This is a genomic window from Candidatus Limnocylindrales bacterium (assembly GCA_035626395.1).
Taxonomy (GTDB): domain Bacteria; phylum Desulfobacterota; class Binatia; order UBA1149; family CAITLU01; genus DASPNH01.
Window position 1 is genome coordinate 563,776 of record DASPNR010000002.1, and the last position, 20,538, is coordinate 584,313.

18 protein-coding genes are annotated in these 20,538 nt (G+C 69.0%); all 18 read right to left on the bottom strand.

Annotated features, from left to right (window positions below):
* Positions 1-8 precede the first annotated feature (8 nt).
* Positions 9-827 carry a hypothetical protein gene (locus tag VEC57_02875; protein HYB98057.1) on the bottom strand — a complete coding sequence of 273 codons (819 nt, stop codon included), beginning with the start codon at positions 825-827 and terminating at the stop codon, positions 9-11.
* A gap of 97 nt (positions 828-924) precedes the next feature.
* A complete protein-coding gene (locus VEC57_02880) occupies positions 925-1,842 on the bottom strand; it encodes a dihydroorotate dehydrogenase (protein HYB98058.1) in 918 nt (305 codons plus the stop codon).
* Between the two features lie 159 nt (positions 1,843-2,001).
* Positions 2,002-3,009, bottom strand: coding sequence for a beta-ketoacyl-ACP synthase III (locus VEC57_02885; protein HYB98059.1), 1,008 nt, complete (start codon positions 3,007-3,009; stop codon positions 2,002-2,004).
* Positions 3,009-4,016 (bottom strand): 3-oxoacyl-ACP synthase III family protein, encoded by a 1,008-nt coding sequence (locus tag VEC57_02890; GenBank protein ID HYB98060.1) that lies wholly within the window; start codon positions 4,014-4,016, stop codon positions 3,009-3,011. Before VEC57_02890 ends, VEC57_02885 begins: the two co-directional genes overlap by 1 nt.
* Positions 4,016-5,467: a 4Fe-4S dicluster domain-containing protein gene (locus VEC57_02895; protein ID HYB98061.1), complete on the bottom strand. Its 1,452-nt coding sequence runs from the start codon at positions 5,465-5,467 to the stop codon at positions 4,016-4,018. Before VEC57_02895 ends, VEC57_02890 begins: the two co-directional genes overlap by 1 nt.
* 56 nt (positions 5,468-5,523) lie before the next feature.
* Complete coding sequence (gspD, locus tag VEC57_02900; GenBank protein HYB98062.1) at positions 5,524-7,959, bottom strand: type II secretion system secretin GspD; 2,436 nt, start codon at positions 7,957-7,959, stop codon at positions 5,524-5,526.
* Positions 7,960-8,012: 53 nt separating this feature from the next.
* The gene (locus tag VEC57_02905; GenBank protein HYB98063.1) at positions 8,013-8,837 is read right to left on the bottom strand and encodes a hypothetical protein; all 825 of its coding nucleotides are present in this window, start codon (positions 8,835-8,837) and stop codon (positions 8,013-8,015) included.
* A complete protein-coding gene (gene gspM, locus VEC57_02910) occupies positions 8,834-9,457 on the bottom strand; it encodes a type II secretion system protein GspM (GenBank protein ID HYB98064.1) in 624 nt (207 codons plus the stop codon). The genes VEC57_02905 and gspM overlap by 4 nt, the downstream gene beginning before the upstream one ends.
* Positions 9,454-10,764 carry a PilN domain-containing protein gene (locus VEC57_02915; GenBank protein HYB98065.1) on the bottom strand — a complete coding sequence of 437 codons (1,311 nt, stop codon included), beginning with the start codon at positions 10,762-10,764 and terminating at the stop codon, positions 9,454-9,456. Before VEC57_02915 ends, gspM begins: the two co-directional genes overlap by 4 nt.
* A 57-nt stretch (positions 10,765-10,821) precedes the next feature.
* On the bottom strand, positions 10,822-11,787 hold the full coding sequence (locus VEC57_02920) for a hypothetical protein (protein HYB98066.1): 966 nt from the start codon (positions 11,785-11,787) through the stop codon (positions 10,822-10,824).
* Positions 11,788-11,836: 49 nt separating this feature from the next.
* On the bottom strand, positions 11,837-12,220 hold the full coding sequence (locus VEC57_02925) for a hypothetical protein (protein HYB98067.1): 384 nt from the start codon (positions 12,218-12,220) through the stop codon (positions 11,837-11,839).
* Between the two features lie 51 nt (positions 12,221-12,271).
* The gene (locus VEC57_02930; GenBank protein HYB98068.1) at positions 12,272-13,105 is read right to left on the bottom strand and encodes a prepilin-type N-terminal cleavage/methylation domain-containing protein; all 834 of its coding nucleotides are present in this window, start codon (positions 13,103-13,105) and stop codon (positions 12,272-12,274) included.
* Complete coding sequence (locus tag VEC57_02935) at positions 13,105-13,524, bottom strand: prepilin-type N-terminal cleavage/methylation domain-containing protein (protein HYB98069.1); 420 nt, start codon at positions 13,522-13,524, stop codon at positions 13,105-13,107. The genes VEC57_02930 and VEC57_02935 overlap by 1 nt, the downstream gene beginning before the upstream one ends.
* Positions 13,521-13,994, bottom strand: coding sequence for a prepilin-type N-terminal cleavage/methylation domain-containing protein (locus VEC57_02940; GenBank protein ID HYB98070.1), 474 nt, complete (start codon positions 13,992-13,994; stop codon positions 13,521-13,523). The genes VEC57_02935 and VEC57_02940 overlap by 4 nt, the downstream gene beginning before the upstream one ends.
* Before the next feature lie 65 nt (positions 13,995-14,059).
* A complete protein-coding gene (gspG, locus tag VEC57_02945) occupies positions 14,060-14,527 on the bottom strand; it encodes a type II secretion system major pseudopilin GspG (GenBank protein HYB98071.1) in 468 nt (155 codons plus the stop codon).
* Between the two features lie 51 nt (positions 14,528-14,578).
* Positions 14,579-15,829 (bottom strand): type II secretion system F family protein, encoded by a 1,251-nt coding sequence (locus VEC57_02950; protein HYB98072.1) that lies wholly within the window; start codon positions 15,827-15,829, stop codon positions 14,579-14,581.
* A 146-nt stretch (positions 15,830-15,975) separates the two neighbouring features.
* The gene (locus VEC57_02955) at positions 15,976-17,079 is read right to left on the bottom strand and encodes a glycosyltransferase family 4 protein (GenBank protein HYB98073.1); all 1,104 of its coding nucleotides are present in this window, start codon (positions 17,077-17,079) and stop codon (positions 15,976-15,978) included.
* Between the two features lie 8 nt (positions 17,080-17,087).
* A complete protein-coding gene (locus VEC57_02960) occupies positions 17,088-20,534 on the bottom strand; it encodes a tetratricopeptide repeat protein (protein HYB98074.1) in 3,447 nt (1,148 codons plus the stop codon).
* Positions 20,535-20,538: the final 4 nt, after the last annotated feature.

The following is a 20,538-nucleotide window of genomic DNA, read 5'->3' on the forward strand; positions in this document are numbered from 1 at the left end:
TCTCGCCGTCAGTCGTTTTCGCACACTCCCCACGACACGTACGGCTTCGCGCCACCCGAATTGTGAATGTTGCGACTCGTGCCGCACACGGAGTCCCGAAGGTTCGGCCTGCGCCGGCTGGCGATGTCCGCACATGGGCTCGCGGTTCCCTCTACGCAGTTGCCGGTGACGGTCGAGCGATCCAGCCGAAGGAAGCGGCCGATAACGCCGTAGTTGTCGGCGCCAGTGACGACGGTGTCCTCGAGATCGACGCGCCGCGCGTTCAGCTCTGCGGAAAACGTGGAGTTGGAAACCTCGATGCGCCGACCCGTGAAACGGGTTGCCGAAGTCGTAGCCGTAATGTCGATATTCCGGCCGCTGGAATTCCAGGCGCTCTCCCCAAGCACCAGGTGCTCGAGCTGAAGGTCACCGCCGACGATGGCCTGTCCATAAAAGCCCGAGATTTCCATTCGAGTGATGATGAGGAGGTGGCGCGTCGACATGCCGTCCGCAAAGCCATCCGTGAAGACACCAGGCGCGTAATCGAGAGGGCTTCCCTCGACTCCCAGCCCCAGGATCGCGCCTTCACGGCCGATGACGAAGCAGTCGGCCTCGCAGTAGACACCACCGCCCGCTCCGGCGTGAATCGTAAAGCCTGCAAGGTCGAGCTGCCCGCCCGGCGAGACGGTGACGGCCGGAACGCTCGAAGACGAGCAATCCAGATCGTTGATGAGAACGCCATTGGCGACGGTCTGACCGCACGCCGATACGGAAGTCTGTGCAACGGCAAGCAATGGACACAACGCCACGAGCACGATTGCAAGGGCGGCAGCAGCGGATCGACGCATGGTGGACCTCCGAATGGATCGAATGCGGCCACCCTAGGCCGGCGGCAGGAGCAACGTCCAATCAAATGTGCCCGATGTGACGAGCAACACCGGACGGTCAGGTCCTCAGGGTTGCGATCACGGCGGCGGCGTCAGTGGCACCGATCGTTCGGAGGCATTCGGCGAGCTCGGCCGCGATGCGGGCCGGAGCGCCGGGATCGTAGAGGCTGGCCGTGCCCACCTCCACCGCCGCCGCGCCGGCCATGAGAAACTCGACCGCATCACGACCGGTCATGATGCCGCCAACGCCGACCACGGGAATGCGCACGGCCTTGGCGGTGGCGTGCACCATGTACAGCGCGACCGGTTTGATTGCCGGTCCCGACAGGCCGCCGCTGCCGTTGGCGAGAGATGGCCGCCGCGTCTCGATGTCGATGGACAGCCCGCGCAGCGTGTTGATCAACGTCACCGCATCGGCACCTTCGGCCTCGGCAACTTTGGCGATCTCGGTGATGTCGGCCACGTTCGGCGACAGCTTGATCCACAGCGGACGCCGCGTCCGTTGTCGCACCGCGCGGACGACTTCCGCGGTCATGCGCGGATCGGCCGCCAGCACCCCGCCCCACTCGTGCTTGTGCGGACACGACAGGTTGACCTCGATCGCATCGACCTCGGCGGCATCGAGCTTCTCCACCACGCGCTCGAAATCGGTGGTGGTATTGCCCCAGCAGTTGGCGATGATGCGCGGCCCGAGCTGGCGAAGCCGCGGCAGCTTGTCGCGCACGAATGCATCGGCACCGATGTTCTGAAGCCCGATGGCATTGAGCATGCCTCCAGGCGTCTCGACCATTCGCGGCGCCGCATGCCCCTCCGATGGCTCGGCCGAAAGCCCTTTGACCGAGACTCCACCGACCAGCGACCAATCGAGCAGATGATCGTACTCGACCCCGTAACCGAACGTCCCCGACGCAGCAATGACCGGAGTCGCAAGCTCGACGCTGCCGACGCCAACCCGCAGATCAACGTTGCTATTCACACTCTTCGACCAGGCGCAGGCGCGCAGAGTGGTCCAGATGCGAGGCGCAGGCCGAGGCGTGAGCGTAGGCGGGCTGGAGGCCCGCCGGAGCGAGCACCGAGGACTGCAACGAAGCAGATGGGCCGCTATGCGCGTCCGTCCGCGTCTCAGCCACAACCGTTACCACCGCAACAGCGCAGCGCCCCACGTGAATCCGGACCCGAACGCAGCCAGACAAACGAGATCGCCGCGCTTGATGCGTCCCGCCGCCCAAGTCTCGGCCAGCAGGATTGGAATGGTCGCCGCGGTGGTGTTGCCGTAGCGGTCGATGTTGTTGCCCATGCGGTCGTCGCCGATGCCGAGGCCCATCGCGACGAGCTGGTTGATGCGCAGGTTGGCCTGGTGCGGCACCAGCATCGCGATGTCTTCCTTGCGCGCGCCGATGTCGGCCAACGCCTCTTCGATCGCCTCGGTCATGCGCGTCACCGCGTGGCGAAACACGAGCTTGCCGTCCATCTGCGGCCAGCCATAGATGTCGGCGGGGCTCCAGCCGGCGGGGATGCGCGGCTTGCGCAGCGAACCCGGCCCGAGCAGGCACAGCTTCTCCGCGTACTTTCCCTCGGCGTGAAGGTTGATGGTCAGCAGGCCGCGCTCCGCATCCGGCGCCGGCCCGACGACCACCGCGCCGGCGCCGTCGCCGAACAGCACGGTGACGTGACGGCTGCGGTCGGCGTACTCGATTCCACTCGAATGCACCTCGCTGCCCACGATCAGCACGTGGCGGGCTCCTCCCGTGCGCACGTACTGATCGGCGATCGAAAGCATGTAGAGGAATCCCGAGCACTGGTTGCGCACGTCGAAGGCGAGCACGCCTTCCAGACCGAGGCGCTGCTGCAGCCACGAGGAGTTGCCGGGGAAGTCGACGTCGGGGCTGAGCGTTCCGCAAAGGATCAGATCGATGTCGGCCGGCGTGATGCCGGCCATCTCGATGGCGCGGCGGCTGGCGCGCTCGGCCAGCGGCACGCTGCCCTGGTCGTCGTCGACATAGCGGCGTTCCTTGATGCCGCTGCGCTGCTGAATCCACTCGTCGCTCGTATCGAGCACGCTCGACAGCTCATCGTTGGTGACGACGGTCTGGGGAACTTCGAAGCCTGCGCCGAGGATGTGCGATCGCTGCGGTAGGGTCATCACGAGCACCTGATGACGGCCGCGCCCCATGACGCGCCCGCGCCGGAAGTCGCCAAGGCCACCGTCTGTCCTGCCTGCACGCGGCCGTCGCTGCGCGCATGCGCCAGCAGAACCGCCAGCGACGCACCGCCGCTATAGGCCAACGTCGAACGTACGATGCTTCCGGCGCGAGCCCCGAGCCTGGTCGCCAGCTCCTCTTCCACATCCGGAAGCAGATGCGCGATCAGCGTCGCGTCCACCGCTGCCACGCCGGCCTGCTGCAGTGCCTCGTCGAAGACCGCCGGCACGCGCGCCAGCGCCAGCTCGCGAAGCGCCTCCAGGTTCACGCGCGGGAGGTGCAGCCCCTGCGCCACCTTGTCGGCGGGCAGGCGGTTGCGGCCCCGGATCGCGCTGCCCTCGCGATGGCGGCTGGCCGGGTACTCGCACCAGTAGTCGGTGGCGCGCGAGCCGTCGGTGTGTACGCGTACAGCGAGCACTTCCGATGCGGTCTCGGCGCGCTCGAGCAGAACGGCGCAGGCGCTGTCGCCCATGGCGCACGCAAGCTCGGGCGTGCGACCGTTGCGGCCGTTGAAGTGCGATGGCGTGTCGGCCGCCGCCACGAGCACGCGCCGGTAACGGCCGCTGGCGACGAACCGCGAGCCGACATCGAGCGCGACGAGGAAACCCGTGCAGTTGGCGCGCACGTCGAGCGCGCCGATCGGCGGCGCCTCGAGCAGGCTCTGCAGCACGCAGCCGGTGCCGGGGAAGAACATGTCGGGGGTGTTGGTGGCCGCAACCAGGAAGTCGATCTCGCCGGTCGCCAGCCCGCGGCGCTCGAGCAGGCGCTGCGTGGCACGAGCCAGCAAGGCGGCAGGGCCCTCGCCCTCCCCGCTCTCGTGTCGAGCGCGGCCGCCCGACCAGCGCGCGACCTCGCTCTCTTCGATCCTCAGCTCGCGAGCCAGCTCGGCATCGCTTACCGGCGTGCCGGGAAGCTCGGCTTCCAGATCACGCAGCGCGACGGCATGCACTATGAGGCGTCCTGGCGAAGCACCACGACCTCCAGCACCTTGTCGGCGTAGCGATGGCGGAAGCCGGCGAGCCTGCCTTCGAGAGGAATCGGCGTCTTGAAGTCGGCAGGGAATGACGAGGACACGCCGCACAGCGCGCGCAGGCTCTCGTCCACCACGCGCCCCCGCACCGTCAGCGTGTGATCATCGAGGCTGAGCTTCACGTCGTAGTCGGGCATTTCGTCGCCGATGCCGAGGTCGTGTTTGGCGCCGGAGCGCGGAACCTTTCGCGGCAGCTCGAAACGCACGTAGTAGCCGGCCGGATACTGATCGACGCGATAGACCTCGCCGTAGCGGCGCTCGCGCTCGCGCTTCTCGTCGAACTCCGTCGTGTAGAAACCTTCGGTGCCGGCGCCGCCGCTCTGACGCGAGCTGCTGAACCGCGACGCGATCGGCGCAACCAGGATGCTCAACGGCGCACCGTAGATCGCGGGCCCGAAACGCATGTCGGAGGCTGGCATGCCGCGGAAGCCGTCGCGCAGTCGCCAGCCGGCTTCCGCCATCGCGATGAGCAGGCCGAGAATGATCCAGCCCTTGTCGTCTTCGGTGAACGGCGTGACGCTGCCGCCGAGGAAGGCGATCACGGTGAACGCGATCGGATACAGAAGGAAGTTGAGCAGGATGTTCAGGCCCGTGGCCATCTCGGCGTTGAAGTAGCGACGGTCGCCGATGGCGGCTTCCAGGTCGCGCTTGGCCTTGTGCCCCAGTGCGCCCAGCAGCGGCGAAGCGAGCAGGATGGGCAGACCGAGCAGCGCAGGAACGCGGCGCCTCGGCCCCTTCTGCAGCCGATCGAGCAGCAACGAGAAAGGCTCGCGCAGCTCGCCTTCGAAGTCCTTGCCGGGATCGCCGGCAGCGAGCGTGCGAGCCGGAGGACGCAGCGGCTTCTCGACGCGCGCAGCAGCCGCAGGAGCGGCGGCGGCTTTTGCCGCCGGCGCGGCAGCCGGCGCTGCGGCGGCGGGTTTGGCGGCGGGTGCGGCCGGCGCTGCGGCAGCAGGTTTGGCAGCAGCGGCCGGTGCAGCGGCGGACGGAGCGGCTACGGCTGCTGCGGGTGCGCCGTCGCCGGCCGGCGCAGCCCCGTTGCCTTTGTGGAAACGCGACGGCGCGTCGGCGCCGAAGGCCTTGTCCGGATGCAGCTCGCGCGCACGCTGCAGCAGGGCATCGTGCGTCTCCGGTCGCTTGGGATCGGGCACGCAGCAATCGACGGGACAGACCGCCGCGCAGGCCTCGTGGTCGAAGAAGCCCACGCACTCGGTGCACTTCTCCGGAACGATGTAGAAGAAGTCGTTGGAAAGCGCCGCGTGCTTGCTGCCTTGCCAGTCGTACTCGACGCCGCCCTGGTAGATGGCGGTGTTCGGGCACTCGGGCTCACACGCGCCGCAGTTGATGCACTCCTCGGTAATGACCGTCGCCATCGTGCCGCATCGCTCCGCGTCGGAATCGCCCCCGGCAGCGCCGGCGGCGATGCTAGCTAACGGTATTTCCTATTGAAATCCACCGGGATCGGCCCGCCTGTGGGTTGCGGGACCGGCGGCCGTTTCGTCTCGGCCGGGACGACCTCGCCCACCGGCCCGCGCTGCTCGATGATCAGAGTGTGCGGCCCGGCATCGACGGACCCGGGCTTCTCCACGTCCTCCAGCACGCGGTCGACGCGGCGGCGGAACTCTTCGGTGACCGACTGGGCCTCCTCGCGGTCGCGGACCACGAATGGGGTGATGAGGATGATCAGCTCGGTGCGGCGCCGGTTGGTGTTGTCGCTGCGGAAGAGCTGCCCCAGCACCGGCACATCCATCAGATAGGGCACGCCCGAGCGGTCCTCGTTGGAGGATTCCGAGATGATGCCGCCGATGATGATGGTCTCGCCGCTGTGCACCACCACGGTCGTCTCGGCCTCGCGGGTCGTGAACGTCGGAGAGGAAATCTCCTGGACGCTGTTGCCCTGCGAGGAGATCTCGCTGACCTCCTGCGCCAGCTCCATGTTGACGAGGCCCTCGGAGTTCACCTGCGGCAGCACGCGGATGATGATGCCCGTGTCGCGGTACTGGACGTTCTGCAGGAAGCGGCTCTGACCCGACGTGATGACGTCGGTGTCGGACTGGCTGGTGATGATCGGGACTTCCTGGCCGACCAGGATGCGCGCCTCCTGGTTGTCGGTGGTCATCAGGTGCGGACGCGAGAGCACCTTGACGCGCGAGCGCGTCGACTGCGCCTCCAGGAGCCCGCGGTAGACCTCGATGCCGTTGCGGTAGCCGGAGATGGTGCCGAGCAGGCCGCCGCTGCCGAGCTCGCCGATGAGCCGCAGCTGCTGCCCGAACGCATTGAAATAGCCTCCGCCGAGGTCGCCGGTGCCCACGTCGGTGTCCGAGTTGTTCGGCAGCAGAGACTGGAGGACGCTCAGCGTATCGTTCTCGCCGATGGTGATTTCGGCGATCATCGATTCGATCAGCACCTGGCGCGGCACGATGTCGAGGTCGCGCAACACCACTCGCAGCGTCTGGTAGTCGCGCGGCGTGGCCAGGATGACGAGCGAGTTGGTCACCTCGTCTTCGACCACGCGCACTTCCTGCTCGAACAGATCGTCTTCGGTGCCGCCAATGACGACGCCGGAGACGCCGCCGCCACCGCCGCCGCCGCGGCCGCCGCGCGTCGTGCTCCCGTCGCCGCGTCCGGAGCGCGAGGAGCCACGGCTGCTGCCGAGGCCGCCGCCGCCCGAGCTTCCCAGCCCGCCGCCGCCGCTGCTGCCGAGCGCGGAACCGCCGCCGCCGTCGTCGAGGCCCCCGCTGATGCGAGTGCTGCCGCTGCCGCCGCCGCTGCGCCGTCCCGAGCTTCCACCGCCGGAGGCGCGCCCGAGCCCGCCGCCGATGCCGAGGCCGGCTTCGGCCGCATCGCCGCTTCGGCCGCGGCGGCCGCCGCGGCCGGTGCCGCCGCCTTCGCCGTACACTTCGCTCAGCACGGCGGCCAGGTCGGCAGCCTTGCTGTTCTCGACGCGATAGACGTAGACCTGCCGGCGCCCGCCGGCCTCCGAGCGAACGTCCAGGACGCCGACCCAGTAGTCCACCGCCATCACCACGGCCGGGTCCTGCGCGATCAGCGCGATGGCGCCCAGACGCGGCAATGGGATCAGGAAGGCCGGGCTGCCGGTTTCGGCGGCGTGGTACGCCTCCAGGATCGACTGCAGCTCCTCGGCAAGATCCTCGAGCACGGCGTGCTCGACCTTGAACAGCTTCGCGTTCATCTCGGCGAAGGTGTTGGTGTCGAACGTGTGAACCAGATCGGTGAGCCGGTCGGCGTTGGTGGCGACGTCGGTGATGATGAGCAGGTTCGAGCGCGGGAACGCGATGGCGTCGCCGCCAGGAGAGACGAACGGCGTGATGGTCTGCGCCATCTGATCGGCGCCGACGTGGTAGACCTTGACCACGTTCATCACGAAGTGGTTCTCGGCGGCGAGCTCGCGGCTGCCGATGATCTTGGTCTTGCCCTCCTCGGCCGGGACGATCGAATACAGATCGCCGGTCTTGACGGCGGTGAAGCCGGTGTTGCGCAGGAGCTGGTGGAAGATCGGAAAGAGATCCTCGCGCGAGAGCCGGCCCGAGGTGCGCACCGTCACCTGGCCCTGCACGCGCGGGTCGATCCAGTAGTTGATGTTCATCGCCGCGGCCAGCGAATAGATGACTTCGCGGATGTCGGCGTTCTCGAAGTTCAGGACGATGCTCTCGTCGCCGATCTCGGCGGCGGCGGCCGTCGGCGCTGCCGGCGGTGCCACGCGCGCCGGAGCAGGCGGCGGAGGCGGAGCCAGCTCGGTGTCTTCCTCGTCCTGCGCGCGGGCGCCGCTGGCGAGCATGGCCAACGCCATCGCCGCCAGCAGCGTCGCCACCGGTCGGCGGCGGCGGGTGCAGCTATCGAGCATCCTTCTCTCCATGTCCCCTCATGCCGCGCCGGCCCGACGCAGCGTTGCATGTCTTAACGTGATTTGGCCGCCTCACGAAGCCGCCGCAGGGCGTCCAGACGGGCCTGCACAGGATCGGCGCCGCCTGCCTCTTCCTTCTCGCCGCCGCCCTTGCCGCCCTGCTGGTTACCGGCCGTCCTGCCACGCGCGGCGGCGTTACGCTGCGCGATGGCCTGGGCGCGCTCGCGCGCAGTCATCGATCGTGTCTCGTCCTGCGGCTCGGGCTCGCCTCGGCCGGGCCTGGGCGTGGCCGGCCGCGCCGCGGCGGTCGTACCGGGCCGATTGGCTGCTGCCGAGGGCCGCGCCCCCGGGGCCGGCGGCGCCGCAGCCACGCCTCCTCCGCCCGAGCCGCCCTGAATCTTGAGCGGCACGTGGAACTGCTGGCCTGCCTGTCCGAGCAGCGTCACCGAAGACGACGTGATCTCGCCGACCTCGTAGTCGCCGAGCATCTCGCCCTTGCGCAGGCTCTGCTGCTCGGGCCCGACTGCCGGATCGGAAAGGATCGCCACCGGCTCGGCGCCGATGATCATGACGCCGGTCAGCGTCACGCTGGTCGGAGGCGGCAGCGGCGTGGCATCCACCGGAGCGTCGTCGATGTTGATGTCGCCGAGGCCGGCTCCACGTTGCGCGTCGAAGAGGTCTCCCTTGACCACCGCCTCGGTGACGGCCGGAGAGATCCTGGCGCGCGGCTTGGGCGGCGGAATGGGCGCGGGCGCGGGCGCGTCGGGGATCTCGCCGAACTGCGGCGGCTCGGTGCGCATCACCTCGACCACGCGCAGACCCAACGCGACCACCAGCGCCAGCTGGACGATGGCCAGCGCCTGGAAGAGCCGCTTCACGACTCCTGCCTCATGAACGTGCGCACCTCCAGGCTGACCGTGAGCGGCGCGGTGGCCGGCTCGGGCGCTGTGGTCCCGGCGCGCGAGGTGGGAGGACGGCGGGTGGTTCCGAGCTTGCGGTTGATCTCCAGGTGCGTGACGACCATGTCCTTTTCGCCGCCTTCGATCGACGACAGGAGCCGGGTGACGCCCTCCAGGCTACCCGACAGCGTCAGGCGCACGCCCACGCGCTTGAAGCCGTCGGTGTCCTCTTCCTTCAGAATCTGGGAGCTGAGCACGTTCAGGCCCGCGTTGCCGGCCATCGTGCCGATGGCGCCCTGCAACTCGGCGGCGACTTGCGTGGCGGTGGCGCCGCTGCTGAGACGCGACTGCTGGTCGTTGTAGCGCTTCTCGAGCTCGGTGGCCTGCTGCTCGAGCGCGCGGCGGCGCGCGGCCAGGCGCCGGTAGTTCTCGACCTTGGCCACCTGCACCCACTGCGCGTCGGCGCTGACCGTGCCGACTTCTTCGTCGTCGCCCATGACGGTGAACCGCAGCACGAGCGCAAGGGCGATGGCGAAGGCGGCGCCGACCAGTACGCGCTCGCGCGAGGAGAGCGCGGTCCAGCGTTCCACCAGCGTCATTCTTCAAGATCCATGCGAAGCGAGAAACGCTCCTGGTTGGCCAGGTACTTGGTGGTGGGCGCGGTGAAGTTCACGTTGGCAAAGCTTGCCGAGGCTTCGAGGATCGCGATCAGGTCGGAGGCGCGCGCGGCGATGCCGTCGAGCTCGATGCGATTCTCCTTGTACCGGAAGGTCGTCAGATACGCATCCTGCGGGACGAGGTCTGTGATCTCCTTGAGATAGCGCGTGACGTTGCTGCGGCTCTTGCTCTCGAGCTTCTCGACGCGCGCCAGCATCTCCAGGTTCTTGTCCTGCTGTCGCAGGACCTGCTCGGCCATCGGCTCGAGAGTCTCGACCTCGGCGGCCAGGGCATTGTCGATGGCGAGGTTCTTGGCGGCGATGGTGGCCATCAACACGAGCGCCATGACCACGACCGCGCCCGACAGGGCCATTTCGCGAAGGCCGACGCCGGCCGCGGTCTGCACCAGCGTGGCCGGCAGGAGATTGAGAGGCGCGCGCGATTCGCTCAGCTGCGAGAGCGCCGCGCCCACCGCCACGATCTCCGCTTCGCCGACGGTGGCGCCGACGGGAAAGAAGTCCGGCGGCGCCACCGAGGTCAGCGAGGCCTCGGCGTCGCTGGCGGGCCGGGCCGAAAGGCAGGCCGGCGCGCGGTCGCTGTATTCGGGAAGCGTCGCTTCGACCTCGCGTGCCACCGCTTCGGTGCGGGAGCGTGCGCGCGGGTCCAGGTGATGGCTGGAGACCAGCAGCCCGTCCGCGCACAGCGTGATGTAGTCGCGGGTGCCCGAGCGGGTGAACACGGCGGCCAGCGGCAGCCCGGCAAAGCCGGTGTAGTCGGCCAGCGCCAGGGGCTCGGCCGTGACGGCCGAGACGGGCAGGCCAGCGTTGGTGACGACGGCGGCGGCCTCTTCCACGGCCACGCGCGGAGCCGAAACGATGGTGACGGCCACGCGCTCGCCCACGGTGCCGACGGGGCGAACCAGGTGTCCCCAGAACAGCGAGTCGGGAGGAACCGGAATCAGACGGTCCAGCTCGTATCCGGCCACCGTGGCGGCGTTGCCGGCGGCCGAGGCGGGAATCTGCATGCTGGCCATGAGCGTGACGCTTCGGTCGACGGCGATGGCCACGCGTCCGGCCTCGACGCCGGTGTTGGCAACGAATTCGCGAAGGAAGCTGGTGGCCTCGGCGCCGTGCGCTTCGGCCGGTCCCTCCAGGCGCTGCGAGGCAAGCTCGACCACGCGCACCGCGTTGAGGCGCTTACGGACGTGCGCGACCGAGACGACGTCGCCGCGCAGGGCCACGCCCAGCACGTCGGCGAAATCCGCCCTTACGATACGGCGGAAAAGGCTTTTGGCATCCACCCGTGATCAGCCCTCGTCGCTCGCTTCCCCAACGCTGTCGGTAGAACCGGATTGGTCGGAATCGGTGAAGATGGAATCATACCACCTGGCGACCCGCAACCCGTCGCCGGACTTGCCTAGATGGATGACGGCACCGACGTAGGCAAGGACTACGTCGCTGTCGGGCGCCTTGACGCGCGCCTCGATGGTCATGTCGACCGGCGGCTGCTCGCGGCCCGAGCCGACGGCCGAGGAATCGAGCAGCGCGCGCAACGCGTCGGGAATGCCCTCCTCGCCGCCACGGCGCCGGTCGAAGCTGAGCTGCTCGGCGTCCTCGCGATTGAGCCCGCCCAGCGCCTGCATGACCGCCGGAGAAACCGATCGCATGTTCACCTTCACCGAAGTGTTGAAGACGCTGAAGATTTCCTTGAAGCCCGGATAGTCCTCGTTGCCCTCGTACAGCTCGCGCGTCACCCCGCGCACGAGCAGAAGCTCGTCCACCGAGTCGAAGGCCGCATTCTTTGCGCGGTACGGTCGCGGCAGATCCTCGTAATATTCCGTCTCAGCACCTTCGGGCTGGTGCATGTCGTCGCCATCGCGCCAGTCGATGATGGAATCGGCGATGATCTGCGCCTCGTCGTCGGGGATCTCCAGGTTATAGAAAATCTGCGCGAGCTGCGCCGAGCTCAGCTTGTTCAAACTGAGCTTTCCCGCCTCATCGACGACGCGGACTTCGTAGGGCTTGCCACGCCAGGACGCCTCGACCCAGGTACCGTCTCCCTGCGCGAGTGAACGGATGGGGTCGAGGTTTTCCTCATCCTCCATCTTCTCGAAGGGGTCCTCGTGCTGGCGATCCGCGCGCAGAGCGAGGATCACCTCGCTGATGGCCGCCATCGCCGTGTTGCGGGCGATGGCGGACTCCTTGAAGTTGCGCGTGCTCATGGCCTCGTCGTGCATGGCGCGAGCGAACTCGGCGGCCAGCACGGCGAGCACGGCAAAGGTCCAGACGACGACGAGCAGCGCGACGCCGCGCTGACGCCGGTCAGGCGTCTTTGCCTTCGTCCTCGTCCTCGTCGTCCTCGTCGTCGTCTTCGTCATCGTCCTCAAGGTCTTCGTCGTCCTCGTCCTCGAAGTCCTCGTCGTCGTCCTCGAAGTCCTCTTCGTCCTCGAGGTCCTCGTCGTCCTCCTCGAGATCCTCCTCGTCCTCGTCCTCGAGGTCGTCGTCCTCGAGGTCGTCGTCCTCTTCCTCTTCCTCTTCGTTCAGATCCTCCTCTTCGATTGCGCCTTCCTCGGGCTCGGTCTTCTTGCCTTTGCCTCCGCGGCCGCCCATCGCCTCGAGGTCGGCGCCGGCCAGCCCGAACTTGCCGAGCAGGGTCGCCGGGGAGTCGTTGCCAGGTGTCATTACGGCTTCGTTCGTAAGTTGCATGTTACCTCCTCCGTCGTTCGTCGTTACCGAGCGTCCGGCATGTCCGCCAGCTCATTCCTCGTCCAGTTCCTCGTCGTCTTCGTCGTCTTCGTCGTCTTCTTCGTCGTTGTCGTTGTCGTTGTCGTTGTCGTTGCCGCCCGCAGGCTGCGTGGTCGGCGGCGTGCCGTCGTCATCGTCGTCGCCGCGGTCGCGCAAGCCGCGGCGTCCCTTGAAGTCCTCGGCATCGACTACCTGGTTGAACGTCGCGACCATCAACGGCATCTCATGGTAGAGCGCAGGACCGTCCACCGTAGCTGGTGCGATCTCGACTCGGACGCAAGCCGGCAGCAGATCCTCTTCGGCCGCGTCCCACACTTCGAGAAACTCATCCGCGTCTGCCTCGCGCTGATAGCTGAACGTAACCGACTCTACGTCGTACAGCAGCGTGGTTTCCATCGTTTCGTCGATGGCCTCCTCGTCGTCCAGGCCTTCGTCCGTGCCGTAGGCCAGGTAGACGGGCTTCTCGGACATCTTCAGCTCCCCCTCCTCTACCCAGTAGCGGACGATGGCCAGGCCGCTGGCGTCGGGACGTTGCGGGGCGGTCGTGACGAACTCGACCTCGTCCGCGTCCCCGTAGAAGAACGGCTCGGGCTCGCTCGAATCGTCTTCGTCTCCGAGGCCTTCCTCGTCCTGGCGCGGAAGGTAGAGGGCGTCGGTGGCGGCGATCTGACGGCCCATGAGGCTCGTGGCTATGCGAAAACGCCGCGCCTGCTCGCTGACGCGCTCGCCCGAGGATGCCGAGCGTGCGCCGAGGACCAGCACGCCGTAGAGCGCGACGGACACCAGGCCGAAGACGGCCATCGCCACCACCAGCTCGAGGAGCGTGAAGCCGCGAGCGCCGCGCATCACAGCTGCTCCTCGCCGATGCGCGCCGTCTCCAGAACGATCGTCTTCTCCCCGACCGGCCCCAGCCAGGTCACTTCGGCCACGATCTCCCACAGGCCGAGCTCGCCCGCCTGCTCCGTCAGATCGTCGAGCGACTCGGTCATGCCGACCAACTCCCGCTGGATGGGACGGGTCGTGACGGTCCAGGTGTACTCGCCCTCCTGCCCCGTCTGAGTTCCTTCCTCGAGGATCGACCGCCACAGCGCCTCGTCGATCAGCGACCGGCCGAGCACCATCGCGCGGGTCTGCCGGTCCGCCTCGCCCGCCAGTCGCAGGCTGCCGCTGAACAGTTGCAGCGCACCGACGATGCCCATCGACATCACGGCCACGGCCACCATGACCTCGAGAAGCGTGAAGCCTTTCTGCAGGCGCCGTCTCACGACGCCTCCTCGATACGCAGGCGGCCGATGAGCGGATCGAAGATCAGCACATAGGCCTGGCGCCCGCCGGCCACCTCGAACTCGATCTCGACGCTGCCGCCCACCGAGGCGCCGGTGGGAAAGAAGTCGAAGACGATCTCGTCCTCCGCTTCGCCTTCGCGTCCGCCCTCGATGGCGCCGAACTCGGCGAAGCCGGGCAGCTCGAACGTCTGCTCGCCCCCTTCGATTCCGAAGCGGCCGTCCTGCTCATAGACCGAGAGCCCGACCGCTTTGCGCGTGCTGACGGCCTTGGCCGAAGCGGCGCGCGAGGCACTGATGAACGTACGCACCGATCGTCGCACCGCGCCCTGGCGCCAGCCGGAGTTCATCGACGGCACCACCAATGCCGCAATGACGCCGATGATGACGACGACGACGACGACTTCGAAGAGAGTGAAGCCGCGCTGGCGGTGGTGGGTGGTGGAGCGCAAGGGTGCTGAAGAACTGGGTCAGGCACCCTTTGCACGGAAAGACCGTGCGAAGGGGTGCCAGCGTCCTAGTCCAGATTGGTGATGTCGGCGGCGTCGCCATCGCCGCCGGGGCTTCCGTCGGCGCCGTAGGACATGATCTCGTAATCGCCGCGGCCGCCTTCGGGCCCGCGGTAGACGTACTCGTTGCCCCATGGATCACGCGGCAGCTTCTTGATGTAGGGACCGTCCCACATGTCCATTCCCGAGGGCGGATCCAGCAGCGCATCGATTCCCTCGGAGCTGTTGGGATAGCGGCCGGTGTCCAGCGCAAGCGCATCGAGAGCGGTCGAGAGGTTCGCGATCTGCACGCGCGCGGTCTTGGCCCTGGCCTTGCCGACGTTCTGGAAGAAGTTCGGCGCCACCAGCGCGGCGAGCATGCCCAGAATCACCATCACCACCAGCAGCTCGATCATCGTGAAGCCGCTCTGGCGCTCGCGCCGCCGTCGCGCCTCCTTCTGGCATCGCTCTTCGTTTCGTTCTCTGTCTTCGGTCACGTTCTCCTACCTCCGACGCGGCCGTCGTTGTCGGCCCCGCCTTCCTGAGCTCTACAGAATCATCTGGTTGACGCTGAACACCGCCGACATCATCGCCCACACGATCACGCCGATGACCACGGCCATGAAGATGAGAATGACGGGACCGATGAGCGTCATCACGCGGGCCACGGCATTGGTGACCTCGCGGTCGTAATGGTCGCTGACGACGATCAGCATCTCGTCGAGGCGGCCGGTCTCCTCACCCACGCCCACCATCTGCAGGGCCAGCGGCGGGAAGACGCCCGTGCGTTCCAGCGGACCGCTCAGGCCCTTGCCTTCGCTGACGTCGCGCTGCACCGCGGCCAGCGCCCTCGAGATGATGACGTTGGGAACGATGCTGCGCACGATGTCGAGCGACTGGATCAGCGGCACTCCGCCGCGCAGCATCGTTCCGAGCGTGCGCGCGAAGCGGGCAACCTGCAGCTTGCTGACCAGGTCGCCGAAGACCGGCGCCGACAGCGCGAGCCGGTCGTAGCGCTCGCGCCCCGCCGGCGTGTCCACGTACCTGCGGATGCCGTACCAGACGCCCATGCAGGACAGGACGAGCAGCCACCAGTAGCTCTTCACGAACTCGCTGATGGCCATGACGGCCTGGGTCGACGCCGGCATCGCCGTACCGAGATCGGCGAAGATGGCGGCGAAGCGCGGCATCACCACGGTGAGAAGGATGGCGATGGCGCCGCCGGCCGTGACGATGAGGATGATGGGATAGACCATCGCCGACTTGATCTGCTCGCGCGTCTTCTCGCTGCGCTCCAGATAATCGGCGAGGCGTTCCAGAACGCCCTCGACGATGCCGCCGGCCTCGCCGGCCCGGATCATGTTCACGTACAGGGGCGGGAAGACCGCCGGATGCTCTCCGAGCGCCTGGGAGAGCGAGCGCCCCTCCTGCACCCGCGCCAGCACCTGCGAGACCACCGCCTTGAGCGTCGGGTTCTCCGAGAGCGCCGAAAGGCTTGCCAGGCTTCGATCCAGCGGCAGCCCGGCCTTGAGGAGCGTGGCCAGCTCACCGGTGAAGATCATCAGGTCGCGGCCCTTCACCTTCTTGGCGCGCCGCCAGGGCAGCGACATCGAGGCCAGGTCCGGAAGCGAGAAGCCGCGCGAGGATGCCGCGGCCGCGGTGGTTCCCTCGCGCACGGCAAGCGGGATGAAGCCCTGCCCGCGCAGGGAGGCGACCACGGCCGCCTCGCCCGAAGCCTCCATCAAACCTTCGACGATACGACCCTCACGGGTACTCGCCTTGTATGCGTACGCTGCCATGCAGGGTCTGCTCGAAAGCGCGCATCTTAACACCGCCACGCACACGCGCGACCGCTTGCGCACGTGCGGCGGGGAGAGCGACCAGGATGTCGAAGGCTTGTCGTCCCCGATGCCGGCAGCGAGCCCCGCAGCTCGCGCCTCGGAGCCTATGGACGTTGGTCATCCAGGATCGCTTCAACGAGTGCGTGCCACTGGCTGCGAAATGTCGCGGCGGTCATGACGGGCGCGGGTGCGCAGCCGTCTTCCAGAGCTTCGGCCAGGGCTGCGGCCAGAGCCACCGGATCGCCGGCGGGCACCAGCTCGCGACCGCTCGCCTGATCCGGCAGACCGCCGGCGTCGCTGGTCAGGACGCGGGCGCCGAGCGCGCGCGCCAGCGGAAGGAGTCCGCTCTGGGAGGCGGTCCGGTACGGCAGGACCAGCACCGTGGCGCGCTTCACGAGAAGCTGCAGCTCTTCGTCATCAAGATAGCGATTTTCCAAGATGATGGAGGAGTCGTCGGCGGCCGCACGAGAAACCCGTGCCAGTTCCCGGCGCAGAAGGTAGGACTCGCCCGCGATGACGAGCCGGCGTCCGGGGTGGTCGCCCGCGGCGGCCAGCATGCGCCAGGCGTGCAGGAGGACATCCAGTCCCTTGTAGCCGCGGAGATGGCCCGCGAAGACCGCCACCGCCGCGTCCTCGGCAATTGCGAACTTCTCGCGCGCCCAGGCTCTCGCCCTGCCCGCATCGATGGCGAGGGGCGCCGCCAGCGGCGGCATCGGCGCGATCGCGACGCGGGCAGCGATGCCGAGCTCTTCGACCGCGACCGCCACGCTTCGGCTGTGACACAGCACGCGACCGGCACGGCCCAGCGCCAGACGCGCCAGCGGGCGGGCCAGCGGAACGTGCTCATGCGGCTCGAGGTTGTGACACAGCGCGACGACCCGGCGGCGCGGAACTCCGGCAAGCGACGCCGCCAGCGCAGCGGCCGTCACCGGATGCCACCACTGGAACGCCACGACCTCGGCTCCGGCGGAACGGAGGAACCGGGCCGCCCGTTTCCAGCTGCGCGGGCCGACGACGTCGATCATCTCCTGGCCGACGCGACCGAGCGCGCTGTCGCGCTGGGCAGAGCCGGGAAAGAAGGCGCCGGGGTACAGGCGCGAGTACGACAGCACGCACGGCTCGATGCCGGCGGCCTCCAAGGCCTCGGCCAGGCGAGCGGTATGCGCCGAGATGCCGCCGCGCAGCGGCGGTGCCGGACCGATCAGCACCGCGCGCCTCACTGCGCATCTCCGGGCGCCTCTCCCCGGACCGCTTCGCTCCTGCGCCCTTGCGCGCCCGACTCGTTCGCCGCCTCGTGCTCGGCATCGCCGCTCTCGCTCGCGCGGGCATCGCCCGTTGCATCATCGGCGGCACCAAGCTCGGCCAGGCGCGTACGCGCTTCGGCATCGAGCGGCATGTGCCGCAGGTACTCGCGCAGCACCTTGCGCGCCGTCTCGGTGTCGCCACGCGTAGCCGCGAACTCGGCGCGCGCGAGGTAGGGCCAGTTGCGCTCGCGGTCGATACGCCGCGCGGCTTCCAGCGCACGCTCGGCGACGGCATCCAACCTGAGCGAATGCGCGACGTAGGCGACGAGCGTCCACGAGTCGGCGTAATACGGATCGAGCGAACGCGCGCGCAACGCGTGCCACAGCGCACGCAGGCTCGACCCGCGCCGGATGTGCGCCCACGCGAGGCAGCCGTGCGCCCACGCGCTTCGCGAGTCGGCCGCCACCGCACGCGCGAATGAGCGCAGCGCCGCCTCGGGCTCGCCGCGCGCATCCTCGCTGAAGCCGCGATCGATCCACGCCGCCACCAGCGACGGATCGCGTCTGGTCGCCTCCACGAGCAGCGCATGCGCGGTGTCGGACCGCCCGGGATCGGCTTCCTGCTGCGCCAGCGAGAGCAGAGGCCGGCCGTTGTGCGGCGAGATGGCGGCAAGCTCGAGCAGGCGCGTGCGCGACGGCTTCTCGACCATCGGCATCGCGCGCTTGTGCGGCCGCCAGCCGCCTTCGCACGTGGCCGGGTCGCCGAGCAGCTGGATGTCGGTCAGCGTCAGCGCATTGCCGAGCAGCGAGCGCACCGCGACATCGACGTGGCCGCGCAGCATCGCCGGATCCGCCACCGCCATGTCGATGGGAGCGTCGTGCACGGCCTGGCGACGCTCGATGCGACCGTCGACGCCGATTTCGTACGCTTCGCGGCGAAGGCGTGGGATGTAGGGAATCAGGCGCACCGCGGTGACGCGGCAGCGCGTCAGCATCTGCAGGCGCACGTGCACCTGCGCTGGAAGGTCTTCCCACGGCTCGCCGCCGCCGAGCCAGATCGGCTGCGGCGGCGTCAGCAGCTGCGGCGGCGGCCATGCCACGGCATGTCCGCCCGGATAGCCGACGGCCGAGGCAAGGACGCCGCGCGTGCGCGGCAGCGGGTCCTCGAAGAGAGGAGCCGCATCCGACGCGCGAGCGTCCAGCACCGTCAGCCACGTCGGCGACGCTCTCGCAGGATCGCCGCCGGAGGTTTTTGCCGCGCCACCAGTGGCTGCGTGGGCGCCGCTGCCGCGTTCGGCGTCGGCTCGTGCCGCTCCGTCCCGCGTCATGGCAGTCTCGGGCGGGTCAAGCCCGTCGCGCCGCTGCGTTGGAGCACCGTCACCGCCGCTGCGTCGCGCGATGAAGTAGTCGCTGTTCTCGAAGGCGATCGTCCACTGCTCGCCCAGTCCGCGCTGCGCAGCCTCTCGCCGGCTGCTCCACCACGGCTCGAGCGCATCCGCATCGCGTGCAGCCAGCAGCGCTTCGGGCCCGTAGCGCCGCAGCCACCGCTCCTCGCTGCCGGTGGCGACGAGGCGGCGCGGGAGCACCGCCCAGCGCGCGTCGTGGCGCATCGCCAGCTCGCGCCGGCGCTCCGCCGTCGTGTGAGAGGCGAAGAACTCGGAGCGGTCGCGAAGGCGACCGTAGGCGTTGCCCTCGTGGAGCGAGAACACCAGCGTCTGCCGCTCGGTCGATGCCACGACCGGCTTTCCCGTCAGCGCCGGCACCAGCTCGGCAAAGCCGCTCGGCGCCAGCACGCGGCCGCTGCCGTGCTCCGCTCGCAGAAAACGATAGGCGCCGAGCGCGGCGCCGCGCGGGGCCGGCGCTCCCGGGAATGGATGCTCGCCCATGTCGCGGCGCATCCTGTCGGTTGCCGTCGTGGCGGTGACGGCCAGAAGCGCGGCAGACATGGCGACCGCAGCCGCACGCAGCGCAGCGCCGCTGCTCCATGCCGCGTACAGGCCGCAGGCGAGCAGGAGCGGAACCGGCACCAGCCATCCGAGCCGATACAGCATCCACGGAACCCACAGCTTGCCTGCGGCCGCCGCCAGCAGCGGCACGAACAGCAGCGCGCACGGCACCAGCGTCAGCGCGATGAGCACGCGCGCCGCGGGCTGGCGGCGGCGACGCACGAGAAGCGGCAGCATCAGCATCGCCAGCACCGCCGAGGCGCCGAAGACTGCGCCCGGGTGGACGATCCAGCCGGGACTGCCGGCGAAGAGGATGCGCTCGAGCGCCAGGTGTGCGCGCACCACCGGGTTGTCGGCATTGGCCAGGGCGATGCCCTGATCGCCGAACGCCATGGCCAGCCGCAGCGCCTGCGCGACCGGATAAAGCGCGGGCAGCGCCAGCGCCGCGGCCACGCACTGCCCGTGGCGCGAGCGCAGGCACGCAGGCAGCCGCGACGGTGCCAGCCCCGCGACGGCAACGACGGTCGCGAACGCCGCCATCGTGTAGACCAGGCTGTGCACCGATACGGTCGCCGTCGCCACGCAGCCGACGAAGATCGCGCAGCCGGCGACGCCGCGATGGGGGACGCTGGTGACGTGGCGCCAGGAGCGCAGCGCCGCCGCGATCAGCACCGGCGCCAGCGCGAACGCCGCCACGTGCTTGTCCTGATAGATGCGCGTGAAGAACGGAATGGCCTCCGTGCTCCACAGCCACACCGCCGTCATCAGCGTCGACAGCGCGACGAGGCGGCGCTCTCCTCCGAAGACGGCGGCCGCCAGCGCGGAGAATGCGGACACCGTCATCGTCACCACCGCGGCCGTCCACGGCCCCGCCTGCGTGCGCCACGGCTCGGCGCCGGTGCATGAGGCGACCAGCGCCTGCAGCGCAAGCCAGACGCTCCACAGGAAGCGCGGGTGCGACTGGCCCGTATGCAGGAACGGCTCGTCGAAGTGGAAGTGGCCGCGCGCCAGCCAGCTCTGCACGAAGGCCAGGTCCCACCAGTCATCGACGTTGCCGCCGCAGTGCCGCAGCGCCACCGGCAGCAGCGCCGCCAGCGCGGCGGCGAACGCGGCGATCTCGATTGCCGAAGCCGGTGCCGCGGGCGGCACGCGGCCGCGGCGGTGCTGCTTCAGCGATGCGGCCGCGAGCAGGAGGAACACCGCTGCCAGTGCGAAAGGCGCAGCCGCCAGCGGTGCCTGCGCAACGTACAGCGGAAGCAGCGCTGCGGTGGCGACCGCGAGCGACAGTGCACCATCGACGGCGAGGCGCCCGGTGCCCCAGTCCTCTTCGGCGACCGGACCGATCAGCGGCGCGAGCACGCGGCCCGGGAGCCACAGCAGCGCCAGCACCAGCAGCGCCGGCGGAAGGTGCTGCCACAGGCCCGCGGCGCCGGCGGCGCCCATCAGCAGCAGCGCGAGCGCAGGGACGGGCATGGGT